The organism is Thalassovita taeanensis (assembly GCF_900110775.1).
Taxonomy (GTDB): domain Bacteria; phylum Pseudomonadota; class Alphaproteobacteria; order Rhodobacterales; family Rhodobacteraceae; genus Litorimicrobium; species Litorimicrobium taeanense.
Genome location: NZ_FOEP01000006.1, coordinates 35,126 through 59,247 on the forward strand (window position 1 = coordinate 35,126; position 24,122 = coordinate 59,247).

Sequence of the window (24,122 nt, forward strand, 5' to 3'; positions counted from 1 at the left end):
TCAGCCGTGGCGGTCTGACCAGCAGGGCTGTGCGTCGCTTGTGGCGGGGCGCGCGTTGTATATCGCGCGGGCGATGGCGCGGGCCATGACCGTGGCTGCGGCGTGACCGATATAGAGCGTATCAGCGATGGGGTTGGTCAGGGGTTTGGTGCCCGTGGCGGCAGAGAAGATCAGGTCGCCATCCATCGGGGTATGCGCGGGCACCAGCGCGCGGGCAAAACCATCATGGGCGGCGGTGGCCATGCGGGTGCATTGCGCTTGCGTCAGCACCGCATCGGTGGCGACGATGCCGATGGTGGTATTTGCATGCGCGGCCAGTTTGGTGGGCGGGATATGCGGATCGGGATAGGTGCTGGCGGGGCCACGCGCGCCGAACTCGGTCTCCACCTCAAACGGGGCGGCCCAGAAATGTGGCCCGTCGCCGACCGTGGCCGAGCCGAGGGCGTTGACCGCCACCAGTGCGCCAACGGTGTGACCCGAGGGCAGGGTGATCGAGGCCGAGCCAAGGCCGCCTTTGAAATTGGCGGTGGTGGCCCCGGTGCCCGCCCCGACAGAGCCAAGGCCGAAGCTGTGCGACGCATTGGCAAGCGCCTGCGCACCAAGGGACTTATAGGGATTTTCGGCCCAGTTTTTGTCGCCGCCGTTGATCAGGTCGAACAGGATCGCACCGGGCACGATCGGCACGCGTTGATCGCCAACGACAAAACCGCGCCCCTGCGCGCGCAACGCATCGGCCACGCCAGACGGGGCGTCCAGCCCAAAGGCCGAACCGCCGGACAGCACCAGCGCATCCACCTGCTCGACCGTTTTGTCGGGGGCCAGCAGGTCGGTTTCGCGGCTTCCGGGCGCGCCGCCCATCACATGCACCCCGGCGGTAAACGGCGCATCGCCCAGCAGGACGGTGACGCCGGTTTTGATCGTGTCGTCCTGCGCGTTGCCGACGCGCAGCCCGGCGATATCGGTGATCAGATTTAAAGAGCCCGGTTTTGGTGCAAGTGCCATGATAATTTCCCAAAAAAGTTAATACCATCTTGCCAGATCGCGCCGCATGAGCAAGGTGAGGAAACAGGCAAGGCGATGGCGTCGCCACATGTTGTTGCGCATGTGCCTGTTTTCCGTCCTGAACGCCGGGACCTTTCTGTTCAAGGAGGGTCAAATGACTTCACGTCCTGAAATGTATCGCTTCCACAATGGTGAAAAAGCCATCCTTCCGTTTGCCGCCGCAGAGTATGAGGCGCGGCTGTCCGGGCTGCGCGCCAGTATGGCGGATCGCGGGCTGGATGCGGCGGTTTTCACCTCGATGCACAACATCGCCTACTATAGCGGGTTCTTGTATTGCAGCTTTGGTAGGCCCTATGGGTTGGTTGTAACCCCTTCGGAATGTGTGACAATTTCGGCAGGGATTGACGCGGGGCAGCCGTGGCGGCGCAGCTTTGGCGACAACATCACCTATACCGACTGGCAGCGGGATAACTTCTGGCGGGCGGTGCGGTCGGTAACGGGCGAAGGCGCTGCGATCGGGTTTGAGGAGGATCATCTGACGCTTCAGGCGATGGCCAAGCTGGAGGCGTTCCTGAGTCCCAGCCGCACCGAGAGCGTGAGCGAGGCCACCATGCGGCAGCGGATGATGAAATCACCCGCCGAGATCGCGCTGATCCGACAGGGAGCGCAGGTGGCCGATGCGGGCGGCTATGCCATCCACGCGGCGGTGCGTGCGGGCGCGCGCGAGATCGACGTGGCGATGGCCGGGCGCGACGCGATGGAGGCCGAGATCGCCAAGCGCTTCCCGGATGCGGAATACCGCGACACTTGGGTCTGGTTCCAATCGGGGCTGAATACCGACGGGGCGCACAACCCGGTCACGGGGCGGGAGTTGCAGCGCGGCGATATTCTGAGCTTGAACACTTTCCCCATGATTTCAGGCTATTACACAGCATTGGAGCGCACGATGTTCGTGGGCGAGGTCGATGCGGCCAGCCTGAAAATCTGGGAAGCGAACGTCGCGGCGCATGAATATGGCATGTCGCTTTTGGTGCCGGGGGCCAGTTGTTCGGAAGTGACGCATAAGATCAACGCCTTCTTTGAAGAGCGCGATTTGCTGCAATACCGGACCTTCGGCTATGGTCATTCGTTCGGGGTTCTGAGCCATTTTTATGGCCGCGAGGCCGGGCTGGAATTGCGCGAGGATATCGACACGGTGCTGGAGCCCGGCATGGTGATCAGCATGGAACCGATGCTGACGCTCGGGCAGGATTTGCCGGGGGCGGGGGGATACCGCGAGCACGATATTCTGGTGATTACCGAGGGCGGAAACGAGAATATCACCGGCTATCCTTACGGGCCTGAGTTCAACGTGGTGGGGTAAAACCGGGCTGCGGTATCACGTCGGTATCACGTCGGTATTCTGTCGGTATTTTCTCGGCACGCGTGGCCGCAATAACGGGGCAAAGGCGGCGGGATCGGTCGCCTTTGCGCAATCGGGCTGTGGTGGTAGGCAGGTCTGAAACGCATGACCTTTGCGGTGGTGGAAGCTGCGGTGGGTCAGAGCCGGATCACGTAATCCTTGGTGGTGGTTTCAAGCACCTCCCATGTGCCGGAAAAGCCGGGGCGCAGGATGAAGCTGTCGCCCGCGGTGACGGTTCTGGCGGTGCCGCCGTCTTCGGTCAGGACCGAGGTGCCCGACAGGATGTGGCAGTATTCCCATTCATCGTACTGGATTCGCCATTTGCCGGGGGTGGATTGCCAGATGCCGCAATACAGCCCCTCGCGCTCTTCCAAGTTCCAGGTGGTGAAGACCGGGTCGCCCGAGATCAGCCGATCCGGCGCGGGGCGCTCGGTTTCGGGGGCGACAGAGGCGGAAACGGGGATCAGGTTGGACGACATAGGCCCTCGGCAATGCAGGAGATGTGTGGGTGATAAAGACATATCCGCGCTCAGGCGTCCAGCGGTGCGTGCCCTCATGACGTTGTTGTCGCCTGGCAGGCACACTGACCTTGCGGGACGGCTGATACGCTGCCGGAGCGGCGCCGATGATTGCGCCGTTGCGATGATGGATGAGGCCGAGACACCCGGCGCATCTGCGTAGGGGGGCACGCTGGCCTACTCATGGTCGGGATGCCCTTTCCCGCTTGGCTGTGCCGCGCGGGAAAGGTGGTGGATTGCGGGGCGTGGGTTAGGCTGTGCTCCAGGCCTGAAACAGCAGGCCGCAGGCAAATGCGCCGGACAGCGACAGCGCGATATAGAGCGCAAAAACCTTGGGCCGGACCAGCGCCCAGACGGCGATGGCGGCGGGCAGCGAGGTGACGCCGCCTGCAACCAGAAACGCCAGCCCGGCCCCCGGTGCCATGCCCTGTTCAATCAGCCCACCGACAAGCGGCAGCGCAGCATAGCCGTTCAGATACGCGGGCACGCCGACGAGGGTGGCAAGGGCGATTGGGCCGATGCCGGTGCCGCCCAGCAGCGAGGTGATGACCTGGGCCGGGACCAGCGCCAGCATCAGGCTTTCCAGCAGGAAGGCCAGCACCAGCCACTGCGCCAGAAACAGTGTGGTTTTGCGGGCCTCGCGGGCGAATTTCGCCCGGCGCTCGGGGTCGTGCCAGAACTGCCAGACCACGGGCTTGGGCGACCGCACAGATGCGGCGCCGCAGCCGCCGTTGCCGATGCCGTCGCGCAACGGGGCGCTGAGAGCTCCACTGCGCGACAGCACCAGCACGGTCAGGCCGCCCGCGATGCCAAGCCCGACGGCGGCAAGCGTTTTGGCCAGCGCAAATTCGGCCCCCAGCACGCCCGAGGTCAGCACGAACATCGACGGGTCCATGATCGGTGAGGCCAGCCAGAAGGCCATGACGGCGGACAGCGGCACGCCCATGCTGAGCAGCGCCGCGATCAGAGGGATCACCCCGCACGAGCAGAACGGCGACAGCCCGCCCGCCAGTGCCGCAAGCCCGATCATCAGCAGTGGCGACCCGGTGAAAGCGCGCGCGATCAGGCTGTCGGCGCCGGTCGCCCCGGCCCAAGCCGCGATGGCGATGGACAGCAGCAAAAACGGCGCGGTGTGCCACAGCGCGCGCAGGGTGAAGCCCGCGCTGGCCGCGGCCTGTTCCGGCGAGGCCACGGCGACGACGGCAAGGATGGCGGCGGAGGTGAGCCAGACCCGCTGGGTTTTCCAAATGTGGTGCAGCAGGTTTGGGTGCGGGGGGAGGGGAATATCTGTCATTCTAAATACCCGGTTATATGGTTGTGTTTGGGCGCGAAAAATCCTGTTTCACGCGGCGGTCAGTGTCACGCGGCGGTTTGCGTTTCTTCAAGGGTGACGCCCGCGCAGCATTCGGAGGTCAGGAAATTCAGCACGCGGCGCATCTGGTCATAGTCGACACGGTTCAGAACCTCGCGGCCCCGTTTTTCCTGCACCACCAGCCCGGCATCGACCAGCGCGCGCAGGTGATGCGCCAAGGTCGAGGCGGCCAGCCCCATATGCTGCCCGATCTCGCTGACGGTCAGGCCATCTTCGCCAGCCTTGACCAAGAGGCGAAACACGCCAAGGCGGGCATCATGACCAAGGGCAGCAAGGGCGCGGGCGGTTGGGGTTGCGGTGCTCATAGTCCAAACATAACCGGTTTTATGGTTGTGTCAATCCCGCACGTGTGCGCCGGTCCGGTTTTTGAGCAGGAGGCGGCGGGGTGGGCCCGCCGCCGTTTGCCGATCAGGCCAGTGTGGGCGTGATCGACAGCCCGCCGCGCGTGGCGTTGGAATAGGGGCAGACCTGATGCGCGGTATCGACCAGCGCCTGCGCGGTCCCGGCATCAACACCGGGAAGCGACACTTCGATGCTGACCTCAAGGCCAAAGCCGCCTTCGTCGCGCGGGCCGATGCCGACGGTGGTGGTGGTGCTTGCCTCGGCCGGGAGTTTGACCTTCTGCGCTTGGGCCACGTGTTTCAGCGCCGACAGGAAGCACGCGGCATAGCCTGCGGCAAACAGCTGTTCGGGATTGACGCCATCGGCGGGGGCGCCGGGCTGCTTGGGGGCCACAAGGCGGAAGCTGACATCGCTGTCCGACAGGGTGGCGGCGCCGTCGCGGCCTCCGGTGGCGGTGGCGGAGGTCTGATAGATGAGTTGCGAGGGCATGTGATAATCCTTTGTTTGCGATTGGGTCGTGCACGATATAAGTCCCGAAAGAAGAGATTCGTCAAGAGCCTTGCGATTGAATCGTGTGCGATTTAAATTGCGGGAATGACAAAGGGCACAGACATGACGCAGAAAATCGGGCTTGAGCATCTTTTGTGTTTCGAGGTCTATGCCGCCTCGCACGCGTTCAACAAGCTGTACAAGCCACTGCTGGAACCGCTTGGGCTGACCTATCCGCAGTATCTGGTGATGGTGGCGCTGTGGGGGCGTGACGGCCAAAGCGTGAGCGAGATCGGCGCGGCGCTTGAACTGGAATCAAGTACGCTGACGCCGTTGATCAAGCGGATGGAGCAGGCCGGGTTGGTGCAGCGCCAGCGCGACGCTGAGGATGAGCGCCGGGTGCGGGTGTCCTTGACTGATCGGGGCCGTGCGCTGGAAGCGCAGGCAGCGCATGTGCCGGTGTGCGCGGGGCAGGCGACGGGGCTGGAGTTCGAGCAGATCGAGGCGCTGCGCCAGCAGATCGCCGATTTGCGCAAGGCGCTTTTGGCGCGCGGCGACAGCGCCTGTTAGCGGTTAGTCCTTTCAATTGCAGGCGGCATTTGCAAAACTTTAGGAAATCGGATTACCGGGGGATGTAAATCATCGTTACATTCCCCATATTGACCTTAAGGTATTGACGAGAAAGGGAGTGCGTGATGGCGGCTTTTGATGCTCAGGTAATGGAATCTCAGAAACAGGTCGCGCAGGCGCAGGCCAAGATCGCCGAATTGACCGGCCGGATCGAAACCGCGCGCGAGAAGATGAAGGTCGGCGACGATGCGATGATCGACATCGAAAACGCCACGCTGGATGATGTGCACGCGCATACCGAAGTGATGACCGCCAACATCGCCGAGCTGATCATGGGGCTGGATGATGTGACGGCCGCGTTTTCCAAGGATTTCGACGAGATGCGGACCAAGACGGGCTGGGAAAGCTTTGTCGGGGTGTTCAGCCGGGGCAAATCGGAAGCGATGCGGCAGGAGCGGATGCGCACGGCCAGCATTGATGACAAATTGCAGGATCTGATCGGCAAGTCCGATATCATCACCAAGCTGCTGGAAAGCCAGCTGTCGACGCTGAACGAGCAAAAGGGCAAGGTTGAGGTCAATCTGACCGAGACGCTGGACGAGCGGGAATTCACCGTCGGTGATCTGGAAACCGTGCGCGCGCAGATCATGGCGATGGACCCCAAGATCATCGATCTGGAAAACCAGATCAGCGTGCAGCAGGACGCCGCGGCACGTACCAAGCTGGAAACTGAACTGGCCGGGTTGAACGCGCAATATAACGCGCTGGTCCAGGACGAGCAGGTCAAGCTGGCCAAGTCGCAGACGCTGGAGCGGTATATCGAGAAGGGCAAGACCTGGATCGACAGTCTGCAAAATCAGGCGGCGACGCAGATGGTTCTGATCAACAAGTTGCAGACCGACACCAAGCAGCGAGTGGTGCTGTATGACGCGCTGAGCAAATCGCTGAAGACGGCGCAGCAGCAGGATGTGGCGCACCGGATCAACGAGATCGGCGTGCAGACCGACAAGGAAGCACAAGCCGCGATGGCGGCAATCGGCACGGCGACCAACCAGCGCATGGCCGACATGATGGAAAAGCACGAAGAGCACATGGTGTTCGCGCGCGAGGTTCTGGAGGCCAAGGCCAAAGCCGACGAGCGTTTCGCGCGGCGGTTCCAGAAGATCGTCGAGAAGCACGACAAGAACCTGTACGGGGAGTGATCCCTCATGCGGCGGAGTGCGCTGAGAAAGGCCAATGATGTCGGAGCTTGATCGCGACCATGTGGGGCTGAGCGATACCTTTGCCAGCCGTCGGTATTTCCGAAAATTCGACGTGATCACCCGGCATCTGGCCGGGGTCGCGGCGCAGATGAAGGCCGAGGGGCAGTTGAGCGCCGAAGAGGTCGAGATCCTGACGCGCTATATGGTGTCGATCGGGTTCACCTTTCGGGCGCTGAGCATGAAATACCTGCTGGTCGGGCGCGACACCGGGCAGTTTTTCGGATCTCTGGCGATTGATACGGTCGACAGCGGTTTTCCGGTGTTCAACGAGTTGCTGGTGATGGCCAATGACGCGATGCAGGCGCGCCAGCATCTTGATGGCATGCCGGGGCCAGAGGCGCTGAAGCAGCAGATGGTGGCCAAGATCGTCGGCGATCAGGAGCTGCCGACCAAGCTGCAATTCGCGCTGTCGCAGCGGCTGTATTACGAGGAATTGCTGAAGGGCGCTTTGTTCTGGGCGCGCAATGATCCGCGGGTGCAGTGGCTGAGCGGGGTAGAGCCGCGGCGCAGGTATCTGGTGCATTGGGCGGTCTATGACAGTCAGGTCAACCTGCCGGTGATCTATATGATGGAGGTCGAGGACAGCAACCGCACCGCCCTGCCCAACGACGAGCGGCGCTGGCCGGAGGTGCAGGCGCATCTGATGGGGCAATCGCTGGCGGGGCTGAAGCTGGTGACGATTGCCAAAGGGTTTGACGAGCAGTTCAACGATCTGCACCCCAAGCGGGTGCGGCGGGTGCACCTTGGGCCGATGTATTCGCATTCGTTTACCCGCCAGAGCGGCCCGCTGCGCGAGGTTCTGGCCGAGGCGGGCGGGGTGCCGGGGCAGGACTGGGCGATGGCCTGGACCATCGAGGAGCTGGAAAGCGAACAGGTGACCGAGGCGCGGGTTGGGTGGTTTTCCACCGCCGAGCGCGAGGTTTACGCGCTGGACCCGTTTGGCGGGCGCGGCGTGGACACGGGGGCGACGCGGACCGAGCGCAGTATCATCTTGCCCGAGCGCCCCTATCAGGTGCTGGCCGAGAAGAACCCGCCGGGGTTTGCCAGCGTGCGAAAATTTGTCGTCAGCCCCAGCGGGCGGGTGCTGCGGTATTGAGCCCGTATTGAGACCGTGAAAACCGTTCGGATTTTCGCGGTGTCTGGCAGGGCGAAGCCCGGATGCGCCTGCGGACGGGTGGTTTGGGCAAGAGGAAAGCGGGGACTGTGACATGCTGATACGAGCACGCGCGGGGCGCGGGGGCGCTGAGGGTTCAGGCCTCCGGCGGGGATATTTTGAAAATGTGAAGCGGAGGAGCGTGGCATGAGCCTGTCGGGCAATCAGATGGAGCTGCGCGAGGAGGATATTCGCGCGCATTATGCTGCGGCTGTGGCGATGCTGGAGGGGTTTGATCATGCGCCGCGTCTGGCCAAGGGGCGGGATGCGGGGGCCGCGGCGCCTCAGCGGTCGCCGGGGATTGTCGGGCACCGGCGGTTCCGGTCGACCACGCCGGGGATGGTCACGCGGTCGGTGGCACGGCCCGAGGGCGTACATTTGCTGGCGCGGATCGAGGCGGCGGATGGGGGCGATGCGTTGATCAGCCCGTTACAGGCGACGGTGATGAACGCGCTGCGCCGGGCCTTGGCGGTGTCGTTGGCGATGGGCGAAGCCTATGCCGGGCAGACCGGGTTGGCGGCGTTGAAGCGGGCCAATCTGGAGGGGTCTTTGGCTGCAGACAGGAGGGCGGAGTTTTCCGAGTTGCTGGCGGCGGAGGCGTTGGTGTCGCTGCATGTTTTTGCCAACGCCACGGCGTTTTTTCTGGCACCGCATGCCAGCGAGGCTGTGGTCGAGGTCGGCGCGGTCGAGGAGCTGTTGACTGACAATGCGCAGTTGGCTTTGCATGGGGCGCTCTGGGAGCTGGATCAGGATATCGCCGCTTTCGCCAGTGACGAGCCGCGTCTTGTGGCCACGGTCAGCGCCTATGCCGAGCAGTTGATGGAGAAGGTCAGTTTGCGGGCGCAGGGGGCTGCGCGGCTGGAGGCATTCCATAGTGCCAGCTGGAAGGTCGAGGCGGAGGGGTTTGTCATTCAGGGCTTCACCCCGGCGGGCAAGGCGCGGGGCGGGCAGGCGCTGACCATGGCCTTCAAGGCGCCGAACGAGGTGGTGGGCAACCACATTGCCAAATATCAGGCGATGCGGTTGTCGAAGATGCTGATGGCCTATGATTTCGAGCGCAAGCTGAACCCGTTTGCCGAACTTGGCGGTTTCATTTTCACCTTCATGGGCGATGGCAAGCCGGGGACGGGGAAAACCACGCTGATCCAGATGATGGCCGGGCTGATCCATGGCTATTGCGAGGTGGCGGGGTATCCTTTCCGCTATCAGAACCTGAGCACCGATAATATCGACAGCTATCAGGGCAAGTCGGGGCAGAATGCCAAGGCGTTCATCAACAACGTGCTGGACCCCGGCGTGATCGGCTTTGGCACGATTGATGACATTGATCAGCTGGCGGGGAAACGCGGTGACCGGCAATCTTCAGCGGGGCAGTTGGAGATCACCGCCGTGCTGATGGAGTCGTTTGCCGGGGCCAACACTGTGGTGCGTGGCAATTGCACCTTCGGGATGTTTTCGAACTATCCCGAGAACGTCGATGACGCCCTGCGGCAGCGGGCCGGGGCGCGGTTTCTGGTCGATGGGCCGCAGACGCGCGACGATTACATCGATATTCTGGCGCTGCTGATGGGGCGCAAGCATGACATCCCGCTGGGCGATCACAAGCTGTATGCCGCGCAGGAGATCCGGCGCGCGGTCGCGGCGAGTTTCGAGGGTCATTCGCGGCCACATGAGGCGGGCCTGGTGAACGTGTTCGACCGGGTGCATGACACGGTGGGGCCGTTGGATACGATTGCCAAGCTGGGCACCTATCTGAAGGCGATCCAGCAGGCGGACGACCGGTTTACCGGCCGGGCGATCAAGAACATCACCGACGCGGTCAAGGTGCGGGCGATGGATTTCGAGCTGCCCGATGAATGGATGGAACAGCCGGAGCTGTTCCTGTTCAAAGGCTATGACGAGAAGCTGGCGATGATCGAGGACCTGCGGGTGCCGATCACGGTCGACATGGTGGTGCAGGAGATCAACCGCTACGCCGATAGCGAATTCCGCTATGCTGACAAGAGTGACGAGGCCGCGATCGAGGCGGCGGTGCGCGACATGGGCCGGATGGACGAGGCAAAGCGGCGGTATTTGGAGGGGCGGGGGTGAGCGATCAAACCGAGACCAAATTCTGGACGTGGAACAACCCGATCCTTTGGGGGATCGCCGCCACGTTTTTGATCGTGGGGCTTGGGGTGGTGTTGGGCTGGGTGGACACCTGTTCAACATCAGTTACGGGAGTGGAAACCTGTCGAAGCAAATGGGCGGCGTTTGTGAATGCCGCGCCGAATGAGGTGGGGGATACGCTGGCTGGGTTTGCGGGCGCACTGGCCTTTGTCTGGATCATCGCGACGGTGTGGTTGCAGTCGCACGAGCTGCGGGCGCAGAGGGAAGAGTTAAGGTTAACGCGTGATGAGATGATGGAGCAGCGCAAGGCCACGCAGGATATGGCGCGGTCGATGGCGGCGCAGGCGGCGATTTTTGAGGATGAGAAACGGCAACGATTTGAAGATCGTGCCTCAGCACTGTTAACAGAGAAAATACATAGCTTTCTGGATTTTGTGAAAACTCATAATTTCCCTTCATGGGACTATTTTGAGAAAAGGGCGGGAAGCAATGGAACTCGAGGCGTTGAGCACTTGGTCGAAATACCTTTTAGGTCCTCAGGCGGAGAGGCGGATTTCCAATTCGTTACGGTGCGGATTGTCAGAAACGGAGAAGTAATTCGGCGCCGAAAGGAGGAAGGTCAGATTACCGAAATGCCAAAGTTTGATGAAGACCTCGAAGTTTTGAAACGCTGGTTGATGCAAATTTTGGCTATTGGGTCCGACCTGTCTGAGGCGGATGTTGAAAAACTTCGACGCTACCAAGTTGAAGAAGCGGCAAATACAATTTCGGATTTCTGCGCGGCTGAGTATTGGGCGAAAGGTTCGCAAAAATGAAACGCCTCATCGAAAAAGGCCTGATGTTTGGCAACCTCATCTCGGTCACCAGCCCGGCGTTGATTGAGCGGTATAATCGCGCGCTGGAGCATTTGACGGGCAAACGCACCGAGCTGACCGACTTTCACATCGACATTTCCGGCTATTCCCCCGAGGTGGGCGATGCGCTGGGCGATCATCTTTACCTCAATCAGGGGGGGTGCAACCGGCAGTTCATCCTGCTGACCACGGCGCAGAAGGCGGCGCCGCTGTTGGGGGCTAAATTCTCGATGTCGCGGGGGATTTTGCGGCAGTTCATCGCGGAAAACGAGGCGCAGTTGTTTGCCCTGACCGCGCGTGATGCGGTGGCGGGCGAGCTGTTGAACTCGGTCTATTCTGTCAGCGCCCCCAAGCGGTTGTTCGATATCCGCAAAATCACCATCGAGGCCGATACCACCGCAGGCACCGTGCGCGACGCGGAAAAGCTGGGCACGATGGTGGACCGCTTCATGGCCGAGGAAGACGCCTGGTTCGACGATGTTCTGATCGCCGACATGATCGGGCTGGCCAAGAAAACCGGCGATGTGACGCGCAATCCGGTGCGGCTGCGGCAGATGGAATTCGTGCAGGAAAATTACTGGACCGCGCATTTCGGCGGGGTGTATCTGTTTCGCGGGGTCGAACATCCGGCGGCGATCACCAGCGGCGACAAGGCGGATCTGGGTCCGCTTCCAATCAAGTATATCTTTGATTTCGATGACAGAAACCAGATTGCCAGATTTCTGGAGATGAATGATCTGGTCGAGCCGATCGTCAAGGCGCGCGGCATTGATGCGGGGGCGATCCTGCGGCAGAAGATGGATTTCATCGTGGTGGATGCGGCGCAGGATCGTGGCATCGACCTGACCGGGGCCACCCGGCGCGATATTCGCGCGCTGGCCCGTGCCCATGCCGATCACCTGCCGCCCGAGTTTCATGCGCTTCAGGAACTGCTGAGCTGGGCCGAGGACGAGGGGCCGTGGCCGCGCATCGCCAGCGATCATCCGGCGTATTTCTATACGCTGCGGGCGGCGGACCATCCTGACCGCGATCTGGTGAACATGCTGCTGGCCGAGCTGTGCCCAAAGGACGTGCGGCAGTTGTTTATCTTTCACAAAGAGCTGTTTTACCGGCTGTACCGCGAGTGGAGCGAGACCAAGAAATCCTATGTGGCGGATTTTCTGGACCGCGAGTATCAGGCGGACAAGGCGGGTGCGCGCCGGGCGTTGTTCGGTCATGATGCCCCGATGGAGGACGTCGCGCCGCCACCCCCGCCGCCGCCGCGCCGACGCGAGGATCTGATCGACCGGGTCGGGCCTTGGGGGGCTGTCGGGCAGGCGGCCAAGGCGGCCCCGAAAGGGCCATGGGGTGGCCCCCGCGGCAGCAGGGGCGGAAAAGGAGAACGCTGATGGGGTTTGTTCGTCTCGCAATTGTCGGAGCGGTGGTGATGTCGCTGACCTATCTTGTGGTCTCGATCTATTCGCGCTCGGTCCGGCGGGAGAAGCTTGAGAAGCGCTGGGATGCAAAGGTGGCAGAGGGGGATGACGTCGGCCCTCGGGATGCTTATATCGAGCGTGGAATGCGCAAATACGACGACAGCCTGCGCAAGCGGCTGATTCTGCTGATTTTCGTGGTGCCGATCCTTGTGGTTGTGGTGCTGATCTATCTGAATAATTTTTCCTGAGGCGAGCATGCGATATATCAAATGGAGTTTTCTGGCGGTTCTGGCGCTGATTGTCTTTGCGACATTCCACTATCTGTTGCCGCAGCATGATGTTGTCCGCATTACCTCGACCGAGGTGATCCGCACCGATTTCAGCCGGTTCAACCGGATTTTCTATGCGCAGGCGGATGCGGGCGCGACCGAGAATGAAACCCGCGATATTCGCCTGATCAACGCGGTGCGCCCGAACGGGCGGGTGATTGTGTATCGCAACGAGGATACCGGCTGGATCTGGCCGCCGTATTTCAAATTCGACAGCTCGAACCTTCAGGCCGAGGCGCATGACGAAAGCTCGACCCGCGATGCGCCGCGCTGGGTGTCGGTGACACATTACGGCTGGCGCAACGAGTTCTTCTCGATCTATCCCAATGCGGTTGGGGTGAAGGTTGTCGATGGGCCGGATGTGAAGATCGTGCCGTGGTTCAATATCGTTTTTCTCAGCCTTCTGGCGCTGGCGCTGCTGATGATCCGGCGGATGTGGATGCAGTTCCGCGAACGCTCGATCGACCCGATGGTCGAGTCGATGGAAGACAAGTGGGACGATGCCGGCGACAGTCTGGCCGAGAAGCGCGGACGGATGAGCCGCTGGCTGGACAGCTGGAAAACCAAGAAATAACTCAGGTGCGGGGTGTGTGGCGGCCATAATACAGGCCGACCACATGCTCGGCCTGGGCAAAGAACAGCCAGCGCGAGGCAAGGATGCCTGCGATATGGCTGAGCACCGCCAGCGCGGCGGTTACATGCGCGCCGGGCAACAAGATGAGCAGCACAGGCATGGCATAGCCCAAAGTCAAAGCGATGCCGCGCAGTTTGGTGGCATGTTTGCGCCCGACCTCGAACGCCATTTCGCGCAGCAGGTAATTGGTGCCGGTGTGGGGTGGCTCGAAAGCGCGCAGCTGCCCGCGCGCGCCCAGTCCGGTGGCGGTGCCCAGCGTTGTGCCGCTGCGGGCAAAGGCGCGGTCACCGTGGTGCCAGGCCAGCAGTTGCAGCACGGCGGCGGCGATCAGCAGCGGCCAAGCCAGCGAGATCTGACCCGCCAGAAGCGCGCCACCCGCAAGGCACAGCGACAGCAACAGCGCGGGCGTCAGCGGGGTGTGCCAGCGCGGCACGGTTTTCAGCTGCGCATAGATCATCGCGGTGCAAAACACGGTGCACAGCGACAGCGCTGCGCCCAGCCAGCCCAGCCACGCAATCCGTTGCCCCCAAAACACCAGTGCCGCGCCATATGCCGCCATCACCAGAAGCGCCGCGACCGAGGCGCAGCCCTCGCGCGATAGCCAGCTGCTGCGCCATTGGCTGAAGGCGCGCCAGGCGCGCTCGGGGTGGCCCAGATGCAGGGCCGAGGCCAGCAGGCCGCCCGCCGCCAGAACATAGGCGATCGTGAAGAACACGAACGCGGTGACGCCGGTCACCGACGGCAATCCCAGCCCAAGCCAGGCCAGCAGGCCGAAACCCAGGCCGGATAGGGTGGTAAAGGCGATGAGCGAGGGGGCGGGATGCATCAGAGCCGCTCCAGTGTTTTGTCGAGCCAGCCGAGGAACCCTTTGGGGCTGTTGGCGACGGGCGCAAGATAGGGGGCAAGGATGTCAATCTGCTCGGCGGTTTGGGGGTGGTCCAGCTGGTCCTTGGGGCGCGGCGGCAGGTATTTGTTGACCGGCGCGGTGCCAAGTTCCGGCATCAGGTCAAAGCCGCCCCGCGCGGCGGCAAGCTGACTGACGGCGCTGTCAGGATCGCCCAGATCGCCGAAATGCCGCGCGCCTGCGGGACAGGTGCGCACGCAGGCGGGTTGTCGGTCTTCCTCGGGCAGGTTTTCGTTATAGATCCGGTCGACGCAGAGGGTGCATTTCTTCATCACCTTCGCCGCGGCATCCATTTCGCGCGCCCCATACGGGCAGGCCCAGGCGCACAGGCCGCAGCCGATGCACGCCGTTTCATTGACCAGAACAATCCCATCCTCGGCCCGCTTATAGCTGGCGCCGGTGGGGCAGACGGTGACGCAGGGGGCATCGTCGCAATGCAGGCAGGATTTGGGGAAATGCACCAGCTGGGCGGGGGCGGCTTCGGGCGGCTGCACCTCGTAGGAGTGCACGCGGTTGAGGAAGGTGCCCGACGGCGTACCGTATGCATCCTGATCCGACAGCGGCGCGCCATAGTTTTCGGTGTTCCAGCCCTTGCAGGAAATCACGCAGGCATGGCAGCCGACACAGGTATCAAGGTCGATCACGAGGCCGAGTTTCTTGGCGGTTTTGGGCGGCAGGGTGGTCATGATGCAGGGGCCTGAGCCTGACGGCACGAGGCGGGGACAGGCCGGGGCGCTGCCCCGGACCCCGGAGTATTTGCGTCAGAAAGAAGCCTGTGGGTCATTGTCCGCGCTTTCATTTGGGATCTTTCGGACCGGTTCCGACGGGAGAGGTGAGCGGCGGGAAGCTTGGGTGTGCTTCGGTCGGGGGGGCGGTTCTTTCGATGCGGACACGCAGGTCGAACCAGGCGGCCTGACCTGTGATGGGATCGGAGTTTGACCATCTGAGGCCGTCGCCTTTGGGAGGTAGAAGTTCGGCGATCAGGTGGTTGAGCAGGAAGCCTTTGGTGGCCTCGGGGGCGTCGGGTTTCAGGGCCCAGGCGCCTTTGCGTTTGCCGATGGCGTTCCAGGTCCAGACGGTGTTTTCGTTCAGCGCTGCCATATGGGCGACCGGCACGGTGATGCTGCTGTGGGGCGAGGTGACGCGGGCCCAGTCGCCATCTTGAAACCCATGCTGTTGCCAGAGTTTGGTCGGGATGTAGAGCGGGTTGTGGCCGTGGATCTGGCGCAGCCATGCGTTCTGGCTGCCCCAGCTGTGATACATCGCCATCGGGCGCTGGGTGAGGGCGTGGACCGGGTATTCGGCGCAGTCAGAATCGGCACTGGCGTACCAGATCGGCAGCGGGTCGAGCCGTTCGCGGATTTGGGGGCGCAGGTGCTCGGGCGGTTGATGGGCTCCGTGGCCTTCGGCGGCGCGCTGAAACTGGCGCAGCGGTTCGACATAGAGCTGAAACAGGTAGGGCGTGGGCTGATCCATCAGGCCCATGCCGACGGCCCAATCCTGATAGGCCATGTTCCACGGTTTATAGTAGCTGGCGGTTTCGGGAATATGGCTGACGAAGAAGCCACCGTTGTCGATATAGCGCTGAAGCTGTTCGGGGTTGGGGGCACCGCGCCCGGTCTGGCTGCCATCGCCGCGCCAGCCCGCCAGCGGCCCGATGCCCGGCTTGCGTTCGTGGGTCACGATATAGTCGGCGTAGTCTTGGTATTTCGCGCCGCCGTCGGCGTTGGTGAAGGCCGGAAACTTCAGCCGGTGCGCCAGATCAATCAGCACCGACTGGAAACCGCGCACATCGCGATCCGGCGTGATCACCGGCCAGCGGATGGCATCGGCGGCGGCGTCGGCCTCGGATATCGGGCGGTCAAGCAGGCTGATGCAATCGTGGCGTTCCAGATAGGTGGTGTCTGGCAGGATCAGGTCGGCATAGGCGGTCATTTCCGAACTATACGCATCCGAATAGATGATGTGCGGGATCACATAGTCGCCGCTGGCGTCGGTATCCGTCAACATCTGCATCACACCGGCGGTATTCATCGACGAATTCCACGCCATGTTCGCCATATACAAAAACAGCGTGTCGATCTTATAGGGATCGCCCGCGTGGGCGTTGGAAATCACCATATGCATCAGGCCATGCGCGCTGAGCGGGTTGTCCCAGGTGAAGGCCTTGTCGATGCGCGCGGGCTGGCCGTTGTCGTCAAGGCACAGGTCGGCAGGCCCTTGTGGGTAGCCCAGATGCGGGCCGTCCAGCGGCTGTCCGGGGGTGGTTTTGAAATGCGGGCGCGGGTGGGCTTCGGCCGGTTTGGGATAGGGCGGCTTGAAGCGAAAGCCGCCGGGGGTTTCCACCGTGCCCAGCAGGATTTGCAGCATATGCAGCGCGCGGGCGGTCTGAAACCCGTTGGCATGGGCGCTGATCCCGCGCATGGCGTGAAAGGCAACCGGGCGACCGGTCATGTGGCTGTGACGCTCGCCACGGAAATCGGTCCAGGCGATCGGCAGGCTGATCGCCTCGTCAAAGGCGACGCGGGCGATTTCGGCGGCAAGGCGTTTGATCTTGTTGGGGCTGAGACCGCATCGCTCTGCCACGGCCTCGGGCGCGTATTGCGGATCAAGATAGCGTTCGGCAAGCGTGTGAAACACCGGGCGGTGGGTCTTGCCATCAACGGTATGGATCGCGCCCAGATCGGGGTGGATGCTCTTTTGGTCAAACGCCGCTGGCAGGCCAGTGTTGCGGTCGATCACCAGCGGTTTGCCGTCGGCGTCGCGCAGGAACAGGCCGGTATCGGTATCCAGCAGCACCGGCGCGTTGGTATAGCGCGCCAGATAGTCGAGGTCGATCTTGCCCGCGCGCAGCAGCTCGTGCACCAGCGACAGGATCAGCAAGCCATCGGTGCCCGGCGTGATGCCGACCCAATCATCTGCAACCGCGTTATATCCGGTGCGGATCGGGTTGACGCCGATCACCCGCGCGCCGCGCGCCTTGATCTTGCCGAGCCCCATCTTGATCGGATTGCTATCGTGATCCTCGGCCACGCCGAACAGGATGAACAGCTTGGTGTGGTCCCAATCGGGCTGGCCGAACTCCCAAAACGCGCCGCCCATGGTATAGATGCCCGCAGCGGCCATATTGACCGAACAGAAGCCACCGTGGGCGGCAAAATTCGGGGTGCCGAACTGCTGCGCCCAAAGCCCGGTGAAGGATTGCGACTGATCGCGCCCGGTGAAGAACGCCAGCTTTTCCGGCGCGGTTTCCCGCAGGGGGCGCAGCCAACTGGTGGCCAGCTCAAGCGCCTCGTCCCAGCTGATTTCCGCGAACTGCCCCGATCCGCGCGGGCCGGTGCGCTTCAGCGGCGCCCGCAACCGCGACGGCGCGTTGACCTGCATGATGCCCGCGCTGCCCTTGGCGCACAGCACACCCTTGTTGACCGGGTGATCGCGGTTGCCCTCGATATAGGCCACCTTGCCGTCTTTCAGATGCACGTTGATCCCGCAGCGGCAGGCGCACATGTAACAGGTGGTCTTGCGCACCTCATCCGAGACTTTGGGTGATGTATCAAGATGGGGGCGCGGGTGGGTCATTCAGGCTCCGGACTGGATCAGATGCAGCGCGTCGCGCGCGATCTGAAGCTCTTCATCGGCGGGGATGACATGCACCGGCAGCGGGCCGATCCACGCCAGATGTGCGACAATACGTTCGCGTATGTCGGCGGCGTTTTCGCCGATGCCGCCGGTAAAGGCCACCGCATCGACGCCGCCCATGGCGACAATCGCCGATCCGGCCTGCCGCGCCGCCCAGTAACAGAAATGATCGACGGCAAAGCGGGCCTCGGGGGTGTCGGTGCCCAGCAGGGCGGCCATGTCATTGGTGCCGCCCATGGCGGTCAGGCCGCTGTGCTTGTTCAGCAAATCCCCGGCCCCCTTGATCCCGTGATCTTCGGCCATGCGCAGCACCGCCATGCCGTCAATTGCACCGGCACGTGTGCCCATCACCAAGCCATCCAGCGGCGAATACCCCATCGAGGTGGCCACCGATTTCCCCTCAAGGATCGCGCACAGGCTGGCGCCGTTGCCCAGATGCAGCGCCAGTAACCGGCGCGGGAGATCGGGGCGCAGCGTTTCGACCAGCCCGGCATAGCTGAGACCGTGAAAGCCATAGCGGCGAATGCCCTTGGCGCGTTCCGCGGCCGGGATCGCATAGGTGGTGGCAATCTCGGGGTTGGCGGCGTGAAAGGCGGTATCGAAACTGCCGTATTGCGGCAGGTCGGGCGCCAGTTTGGACAACGCATGGATCGCCGACAGGTTATGCGGGTTGTGCAGCGGCGCCAGCGGCACATAGCCCGCGACCTGATCCAGAATATCGGGCGTCAGCCGCGCGGGCGCCGTCAGCGCGGCCCCCCCATGCACGATCCGGTGGGCGGCAGCACTCAGCTGGCTCAGCCCATGGCCCTGATCGGCCAATGCCCGCAGCAGATGACCCAGCGCGGCAACGTGATCGGGGGCGGAAATTTCGGCGCGCAGGGCGCCCAGCTTCAGCCGCGCCGCGCCGCCGATTTCCGACACCGCGCCCGACAGCACCGGCGCCAGCGCCAGATCGAACAGTTCGACCTTGATCGAGCTGGAACCCGCGTTGACGACAAGGATCATTCCTCATGCCCCCCGCATGCGATCACCCCCAGTGCTGCGGATGCGATCCGCGCCGCGGCCTCTTGCGCCCGCGAGGTCAGCAGGATTGGCACTTTCGCCCCCAGAACCAGCCCCCCGGCGCAACACCCCATGCCCAGAACCATCAGTTTGAACAGCGCGTTGCCGGTGGTGATATTCGGGGTCACGATGATATCGGCATCACCCGCAACGGGCGAGACATAGCCCTTGACCGCCGCCGCCTCGGCCGAGAATATCAGGTCCAGCGCCATCGGCCCGGACACATCGGCCATCGGCAGCGCGGTCCTGGCCCATTCGGCGATCTGCGCCGCCTCCATCGAGTTCAGCAGCGACGGGATTGGGTCTTCGGTGGCCGACAGAATGCCCGCCTTGGGCCGCGAAATGCCCAGCTTGCGCGCCAGATGCACCGCGTGGCTCAGGCACTCCTGCCGGGTTTCCACGGTCGGATCGACGTTCAGCGCGCCGTCGGTCAGCAACAAAGGCCGGTCCGATCCGGGGGCGGTGATGTGAAACACATGGCCACAGCGGGTGTTTTCATCGCGCAGCCCCGCCGCGCGTGGCAGCAACCCTTTGAGAAAGGTCGAGGTGTGGATCTGCCCCTTCATGATCGCGTCCGCATCGCCGGTGCGGGCCAGCTCGGCGGCCTTGTCGGCGGCGGCGGCGTGGGGCGCGTGGATCAGGCGCAGCCCGGAAATGTCATACCCGATCTCATCGGCAGTTTGCCGGATCTTCGCCTCGTCGCCGATCAGGATCGGTTCGGCCAGCCCGGCCTCGGCCGCCTCGCGGATGCCCTCCAGCGGGTTGACGGCCCCGGCATTAACCAACGCCACGCGCGGGCAGGGCAGGCTGCGGGCCTGCGCCAACAGGCGTTTGGGCGCATCGGCAGAGACGGGCGACAGGAAGGGAAAGGGCTCTCGGGGGTGCACTTGCATGAATGGCCTCGTGTTGGGGGCTGACGCAGGGAGGAACAGAATTCGCCGGTTCAGCGTAGCAGCCACATTTCCGTGCGTCAGCCCCAAGTGCCCGTCTCAGGCCTGTCGTTGTGGTCGCATGTCCGCCAGGCTGATCCCTGCCACTTCAACAGGCTTTTTCATTGCGTCGCGGCGGAAGGGCTCGCCCAGTTCCTGATTGATCAGCGCCTCGATCAGGGTGGTTTTGCCGTCCATCTGATCCTTGACCGCCTGCGACAGCGCGGCGGTCAGCCCCTGCATGGTTGCCGCCTGCACCCCCTTCAGGCCGCACGCCTGCGCGATCCCGGCATAGGATACGAACTCGTCCAGCTCGGTTCCGACGAAATTATCATCATACCACAGCGTCGAATTGCGCTTTTCCGCGCCCCATTGGTAATTGCGGAATACCACCATGGTGATCGCGGGCCACTCCGGCCGCCCGATCGCCGTCAGTTCGGTCACCGCGATGCCAAAGGCGCCGTCGCCGGCAAAGCCCACAACCGGCACATCCGGGCAGCCGATCTTGGCCCCGATGATCGACGGCAAACCATAGCCGCAGGGCCCGAACAGCCCCGGCGCCAGATATTTGCGACCCTGATCAAAGCTGGGATAGGCGTTGCCGATGGCGCAGTTGTTGCCGATGTCGCTGCTGATGATCGCGTCGCGCGGCAGCGCGCTTTGGATCGCGCGCCACGCCATGCGCGGGCTCATCCAGCCGGGCTTGTCGGCGCGGGCGCGCTCGTTCCAACTGGTGCCGGGGTCGTCCTGTTCGTGGTCCATCGCCGAAAGCTGCTGCGCCCATGTCGATTTCTTCTGCGCAATCAGTGATTTGCGCGCGATGCGCCCCTCGTCGCCCGCGGTGCCCGACAGCTGCGCCAGCAGGCTTTGCGCGACCTTTTTCGCATCGCCCACGATGCCGACACTGACCTTTTTGGTCAGCCCGATCCGGTCGGGGTTGATATCGACCTGAATGATCTTCGCGTCGTTGGGCCAGTATTCCATGCCATATCCGGGCAGGGTGCTGAACGGGTTCAGCCGGGTTCCAAGGCACAGCACCACATCGGCGCCGCTGATCAGCTCCATCGCCGCCTTCGACCCATTATAGCCCAGCGGCCCGGCAAACAGCGGGTGCCCGCCAGGGAAGGCGTCGTTGTGCTGATATCCGACGCAAACCGGCGCATCCAGACGCTCGGCCAGCGCCATGCTGTCGGGGATCGCGTCGGCCAGAACCACGCCCGCACCGTTCAGGATCACCGGAAACCGGGCGCTGCTCAGCAGTTCGGCCGCGCGTTTCAGCGCCTCTTCGCCACCTGCGGGGCGTTCGAAATCGACCACCTGCGGCAGCTCGATATCAATCACCTGGGTCCAGTAATCGCGCGGCATGTTGATCTGGGCAGGGGCGCTGGCGCGGTGGGCGTTCAGGATCACCCGGTTCAGCACCTCTGCCACGCGGCTGGGGTCGCGCACCTCTTCCTGATAGGCGACCATATCCTTGAACAGCGCCATCTGCTCGACCTCTTGGAACCCACCCTGACCGATGGTCTTGTTCGCGGCCTGCGGGGTGACCAGCAACAGCGGCGTGTGGTTCCAATAGGCGGTTTTGACCGGCGTGACGAAGTTGGTGATCCCCGGCCCGTTCTGCGCGATCATCATCGACATCTTGCCGGTGGCGCGGGTGTACCCATCGGCCATCATCCCGCCTGACCCCTCGTGCGCGCAATCCCAAAAGGTGATCCCGGCCTTGGGAAACAGATCGGAAATCGGCATGAAAGCGGACCCGATGATGCCGAAAGCATGTTCGATTCCATGCAGTTGCAGGGTTTTTACGAAGGCTTCTTCGACAGTCATTTTCATGGGAGGATCCTTTGAATGCGGCGAGTCACCGCGCGACGGGGCTTTGTGTGAAATTACGGGGCAGGCCGGGCAGGGGTTAGGGCCAGATGGCCCGTCGCCGTAGCGCCAGATCAGGCCAGCGCCTGCGCGATCTGGGCAATCCCCTCGTCAATCCGCTCTGACGGGATCGAGGAATAGGCCAGCCGATAGAAATGCGCCGGGGGCATCTCGCCGGAAAAGAAATTCTGCCCCGGCTCGATCAGCACGCTTTGTGCCAGCAGCGCGCGGGCGCGTTCGGACATATCCGTGCCCTCTGCCGCGCGCATCCAGATCGACGAGCCGCCAAAGGCACCGCGCCCGGCCACTTCCAGCCCGTGACGCTGCACCGCCTGTTCGATCACCTGCCGCCGCTCGGCCAGCACCCGGCCCATGCGGCGGATCTGCGCATCATAATGGCCAAGGCTGAGGAAATACGCCGCCGTGCGTTGGATATGGCCGGGCGGGTGGCGCAGCACGCTGGCGCGCAGGGCGCGCGCCTCGCGGATAAACGGCTCGGACCCGACCAGATAGCCAAGCCGCAATCCCGGAAACAGCGATTTGGAAAAGCTGCCGACATAGATCACCCGCCCATCCGCATCGAGCGATTTCAGCGCGGGCGAGGGCGGCGACAGGAACGACATCTCGAACTCGTAATCATCCTCGACGATCAGCGCGTCCAGTTCGGCGGCGCGTTTCAGCAATGCGCGGCGACGGTTCAGCGGCATGGTCGCGGTGGTGGGGCATTGATGCGACGGCGTGGTGAAAATCACATCCGCGTCGCTCGGGATCGCATCGGGCGGCAGCCCATCGGCGTCAACATCCACTGGGGCCAGACGGCAACGCGACTGGGTCAGGATATCGCGCAGCGCGTGGTAACAGGGGTTTTCAATCGCCGCGACCCGGCGTTGTGTCAGCAGCACCTGCGCGGTCAGCCACAGCGCATTCTGCGCCCCCAGCGTCACCAGAATTTCCGAGGGCCGCGCGATGATCCCGCGCCGGGGCAGGGTGTGGCGCGCGATGAACTCGATCAGCTGCGGGTCGTCCTGATCATAGTAATCCGTGGTCAGCGCGGTGAAATCCTTCTGCCCCAGGGCCTGAAGTGCGCAAAGCCGCCAGTTGGCGTGATCAAACAGCGTCGGATCAGCCTGACCATAGATGAAAGGATAGCGGAACCGCGCCCAGTCCTGTGGCTTTTCCGGGGTGACGCCGCCGGTAAACCGCTGCCCGATGGCGCGCGACCAATCCACACCGTCATTGCGCGGCACCGGCGGGCGCTCGGGCGGCGGTTCGGGGGCGTTGTCGGACACATAATACCCCGACCGCCCGCGCGCGCTCAGATAATCATTCGCCAGCAGCTCGGTATAGGCCAGCGTCACGGTGATCCGGCTGACCCCCAGATGCACCGCCAACTTGCGCGAGGAGGGCAGCTTTTCACCCCGCCGAAACCGGCCCGACAGAATCCCATGCGCGATCATCTGCTGGATCTGCGCCTGCAACGTGCCCTGAGCTTCAGGATTGAGAAAGAAGGTTTCCACCGAAATCGCCATGGTGGGCAGGCTAGCGTGGTCTTATGGGCGGCGCAAACTGGTATTATCAAGCCGGGCGCGTGGGGGCAGGCGCCCCGCCCCCACCTGTTTCGCTTAGGCCAGGGTCAGCGCCAGCCCGGCAATCGCGGTGCCGCCGCCCAGAATGCGCAGCGTCAGCCCGGCGTTCCGCACCAACAGCCCGATCCCGATGCCCAAGCCATGCAGCCCCGCCGTCGCCAGCGCAAAGCCGGTGCCAAAGGCGGCAGCATCCGCACCGCCCAATTCAGCCCCGTGCGCATAGCCGTGGAATAGCGCAAAAAGCGCCACCACCCCGGTGGCCAGCCACGCATCGGGCCGTACGGCCATCGCCACCAGCAAACCAAGCGCCACCGAAGAGGCCAGGATCATCGGCTCGACCATCGGCAACACCACCCCAGTCAGCGACAGCGCAAACCCCGCCAGCATCGTACCGACAAAGCCCGCAGGCACCGACCAGACCGCGCGCCCGCCGATCTGTGCCGCCCAAAGCCCGACAACCAGCATGGCCAGAATATGATCCGCCCCGAACAGCGGATGCGACAACCCCGCCGCCACCGAGCCATGCGCGCCCGGATCAAGATGGGCCAGCGCGGGGCTGGCGGCGAAAATTGCAAAGATGGTGAATATAGGTTTCATGTGGTCCCTCTTTTGGTCAACCTCAGCGCCCCGAACTGGGTCACGCCGCATCGCAGAGAACCACGCGCCGCCCCCTCGCGCA

At 63.3% G+C, this 24,122-nt stretch carries 22 protein-coding genes; 9 read left to right on the top strand and 13 right to left on the bottom strand.

Annotation, left to right across the window (positions count from 1 at the left end):
- Positions 1 to 1,002 carry a P1 family peptidase gene (locus tag BSF79_RS09900; protein WP_090269746.1) on the bottom strand — a complete coding sequence of 334 codons (1,002 nt, stop codon included), beginning with the start codon at positions 1,000 to 1,002 and terminating at the stop codon, positions 1 to 3.
- A gap of 154 nt (positions 1,003 to 1,156) precedes the next feature.
- On the opposite strand from BSF79_RS09900, the gene BSF79_RS09905 reads away from it, so the two are divergent.
- Positions 1,157 to 2,365 carry an aminopeptidase P family protein gene (locus BSF79_RS09905; protein WP_090269911.1) on the top strand — a complete coding sequence of 403 codons (1,209 nt, stop codon included), beginning with the start codon at positions 1,157 to 1,159 and terminating at the stop codon, positions 2,363 to 2,365.
- 176 nt (positions 2,366 to 2,541) lie between these two features.
- On the opposite strand, the gene BSF79_RS09910 is transcribed toward BSF79_RS09905, so the two are convergent.
- The 4 genes from BSF79_RS09910 to BSF79_RS09925 form a co-directional block, all read right to left on the bottom strand.
- Positions 2,542 to 2,883, bottom strand: coding sequence for a cupin domain-containing protein (locus BSF79_RS09910; protein WP_090269747.1), 342 nt, complete (start codon positions 2,881 to 2,883; stop codon positions 2,542 to 2,544).
- 289 nt (positions 2,884 to 3,172) lie between these two features.
- The gene (locus tag BSF79_RS09915) at positions 3,173 to 4,216 is read right to left on the bottom strand and encodes a permease (RefSeq protein ID WP_090269748.1); all 1,044 of its coding nucleotides are present in this window, start codon (positions 4,214 to 4,216) and stop codon (positions 3,173 to 3,175) included.
- A 65-nt stretch (positions 4,217 to 4,281) separates the two neighbouring features.
- On the bottom strand, positions 4,282 to 4,599 hold the full coding sequence (locus tag BSF79_RS09920) for an ArsR/SmtB family transcription factor (protein WP_090269749.1): 318 nt from the start codon (positions 4,597 to 4,599) through the stop codon (positions 4,282 to 4,284).
- 103 nt (positions 4,600 to 4,702) lie between these two features.
- Positions 4,703 to 5,125: an organic hydroperoxide resistance protein gene (locus BSF79_RS09925; RefSeq protein ID WP_090269750.1), complete on the bottom strand. Its 423-nt coding sequence runs from the start codon at positions 5,123 to 5,125 to the stop codon at positions 4,703 to 4,705.
- A gap of 123 nt (positions 5,126 to 5,248) precedes the next feature.
- Here BSF79_RS09925 and BSF79_RS09930 point away from each other — a divergent pair, with 123 nt between their 5' ends.
- The 8 genes from BSF79_RS09930 to BSF79_RS09965 all read left to right on the top strand — a co-directional run bounded on the left by BSF79_RS09930 (position 5,249) and on the right by BSF79_RS09965 (position 13,391).
- Positions 5,249 to 5,695, top strand: a complete 447-nt coding sequence (locus BSF79_RS09930) for a MarR family winged helix-turn-helix transcriptional regulator (RefSeq protein ID WP_090269912.1) — start codon at positions 5,249 to 5,251, stop codon at positions 5,693 to 5,695.
- Positions 5,696 to 5,820: 125 nt separating this feature from the next.
- Positions 5,821 to 6,897 (top strand): hypothetical protein, encoded by a 1,077-nt coding sequence (locus tag BSF79_RS09935; RefSeq protein WP_090269751.1) that lies wholly within the window; start codon positions 5,821 to 5,823, stop codon positions 6,895 to 6,897.
- A 37-nt stretch (positions 6,898 to 6,934) separates the two neighbouring features.
- Entirely contained in the window at positions 6,935 to 8,053 is a 1,119-nt protein-coding gene (locus tag BSF79_RS09940) for a hypothetical protein (RefSeq protein ID WP_090269913.1), read from the top strand.
- Between the two features lie 204 nt (positions 8,054 to 8,257).
- Entirely contained in the window at positions 8,258 to 10,201 is a 1,944-nt protein-coding gene (locus tag BSF79_RS09945; protein WP_090269752.1) for an AAA family ATPase, read from the top strand.
- Entirely contained in the window at positions 10,198 to 11,034 is an 837-nt protein-coding gene (locus tag BSF79_RS09950; protein ID WP_090269753.1) for a hypothetical protein, read from the top strand. The genes BSF79_RS09945 and BSF79_RS09950 overlap by 4 nt, the downstream gene beginning before the upstream one ends.
- Positions 11,031 to 12,461: a DUF6638 family protein gene (locus BSF79_RS09955; protein WP_245776371.1), complete on the top strand. Its 1,431-nt coding sequence runs from the start codon at positions 11,031 to 11,033 to the stop codon at positions 12,459 to 12,461. The genes BSF79_RS09950 and BSF79_RS09955 overlap by 4 nt, the downstream gene beginning before the upstream one ends.
- Positions 12,461 to 12,736, top strand: a complete 276-nt coding sequence (locus tag BSF79_RS09960; RefSeq protein WP_090269754.1) for a hypothetical protein — start codon at positions 12,461 to 12,463, stop codon at positions 12,734 to 12,736. The genes BSF79_RS09955 and BSF79_RS09960 overlap by 1 nt, the downstream gene beginning before the upstream one ends.
- Before the next feature lie 7 nt (positions 12,737 to 12,743).
- Entirely contained in the window at positions 12,744 to 13,391 is a 648-nt protein-coding gene (locus tag BSF79_RS09965) for a DUF1523 family protein (RefSeq protein ID WP_090269755.1), read from the top strand.
- A 1-nt stretch (position 13,392) separates the two neighbouring features.
- On the opposite strand, the gene BSF79_RS09970 is transcribed toward BSF79_RS09965, so the two are convergent.
- From BSF79_RS09970 to BSF79_RS10005, 8 genes are all read right to left on the bottom strand, one after another.
- Positions 13,393 to 14,277, bottom strand: coding sequence for a dimethyl sulfoxide reductase anchor subunit family protein (locus BSF79_RS09970; RefSeq protein WP_090269756.1), 885 nt, complete (start codon positions 14,275 to 14,277; stop codon positions 13,393 to 13,395).
- Positions 14,277 to 15,041, bottom strand: coding sequence for a 4Fe-4S dicluster domain-containing protein (locus tag BSF79_RS09975; RefSeq protein ID WP_090269757.1), 765 nt, complete (start codon positions 15,039 to 15,041; stop codon positions 14,277 to 14,279). Before BSF79_RS09975 ends, BSF79_RS09970 begins: the two co-directional genes overlap by 1 nt.
- Before the next feature lie 109 nt (positions 15,042 to 15,150).
- On the bottom strand, positions 15,151 to 17,934 hold the full coding sequence (locus BSF79_RS09980) for a molybdopterin oxidoreductase family protein (protein WP_090269758.1): 2,784 nt from the start codon (positions 17,932 to 17,934) through the stop codon (positions 15,151 to 15,153).
- The gene (locus BSF79_RS09985) at positions 17,935 to 18,999 is read right to left on the bottom strand and encodes an acetate/propionate family kinase (protein ID WP_090269759.1); all 1,065 of its coding nucleotides are present in this window, start codon (positions 18,997 to 18,999) and stop codon (positions 17,935 to 17,937) included. It abuts the gene before it with no gap.
- Positions 18,996 to 19,949 (bottom strand): phosphate acyltransferase, encoded by a 954-nt coding sequence (locus BSF79_RS09990; RefSeq protein WP_090269760.1) that lies wholly within the window; start codon positions 19,947 to 19,949, stop codon positions 18,996 to 18,998. Before BSF79_RS09990 ends, BSF79_RS09985 begins: the two co-directional genes overlap by 4 nt.
- Positions 19,950 to 20,045: 96 nt before the next feature.
- On the bottom strand, positions 20,046 to 21,821 hold the full coding sequence (gene xsc / locus BSF79_RS09995; protein WP_090269761.1) for a sulfoacetaldehyde acetyltransferase: 1,776 nt from the start codon (positions 21,819 to 21,821) through the stop codon (positions 20,046 to 20,048).
- A gap of 110 nt (positions 21,822 to 21,931) precedes the next feature.
- Complete coding sequence (gene pdxR, locus BSF79_RS10000) at positions 21,932 to 23,386, bottom strand: MocR-like pyridoxine biosynthesis transcription factor PdxR (RefSeq protein ID WP_090269762.1); 1,455 nt, start codon at positions 23,384 to 23,386, stop codon at positions 21,932 to 21,934.
- Positions 23,387 to 23,479: 93 nt separating this feature from the next.
- A complete protein-coding gene (locus BSF79_RS10005; protein WP_090269763.1) occupies positions 23,480 to 24,040 on the bottom strand; it encodes a HupE/UreJ family protein in 561 nt (186 codons plus the stop codon).
- Positions 24,041 to 24,122: the final 82 nt, after the last annotated feature.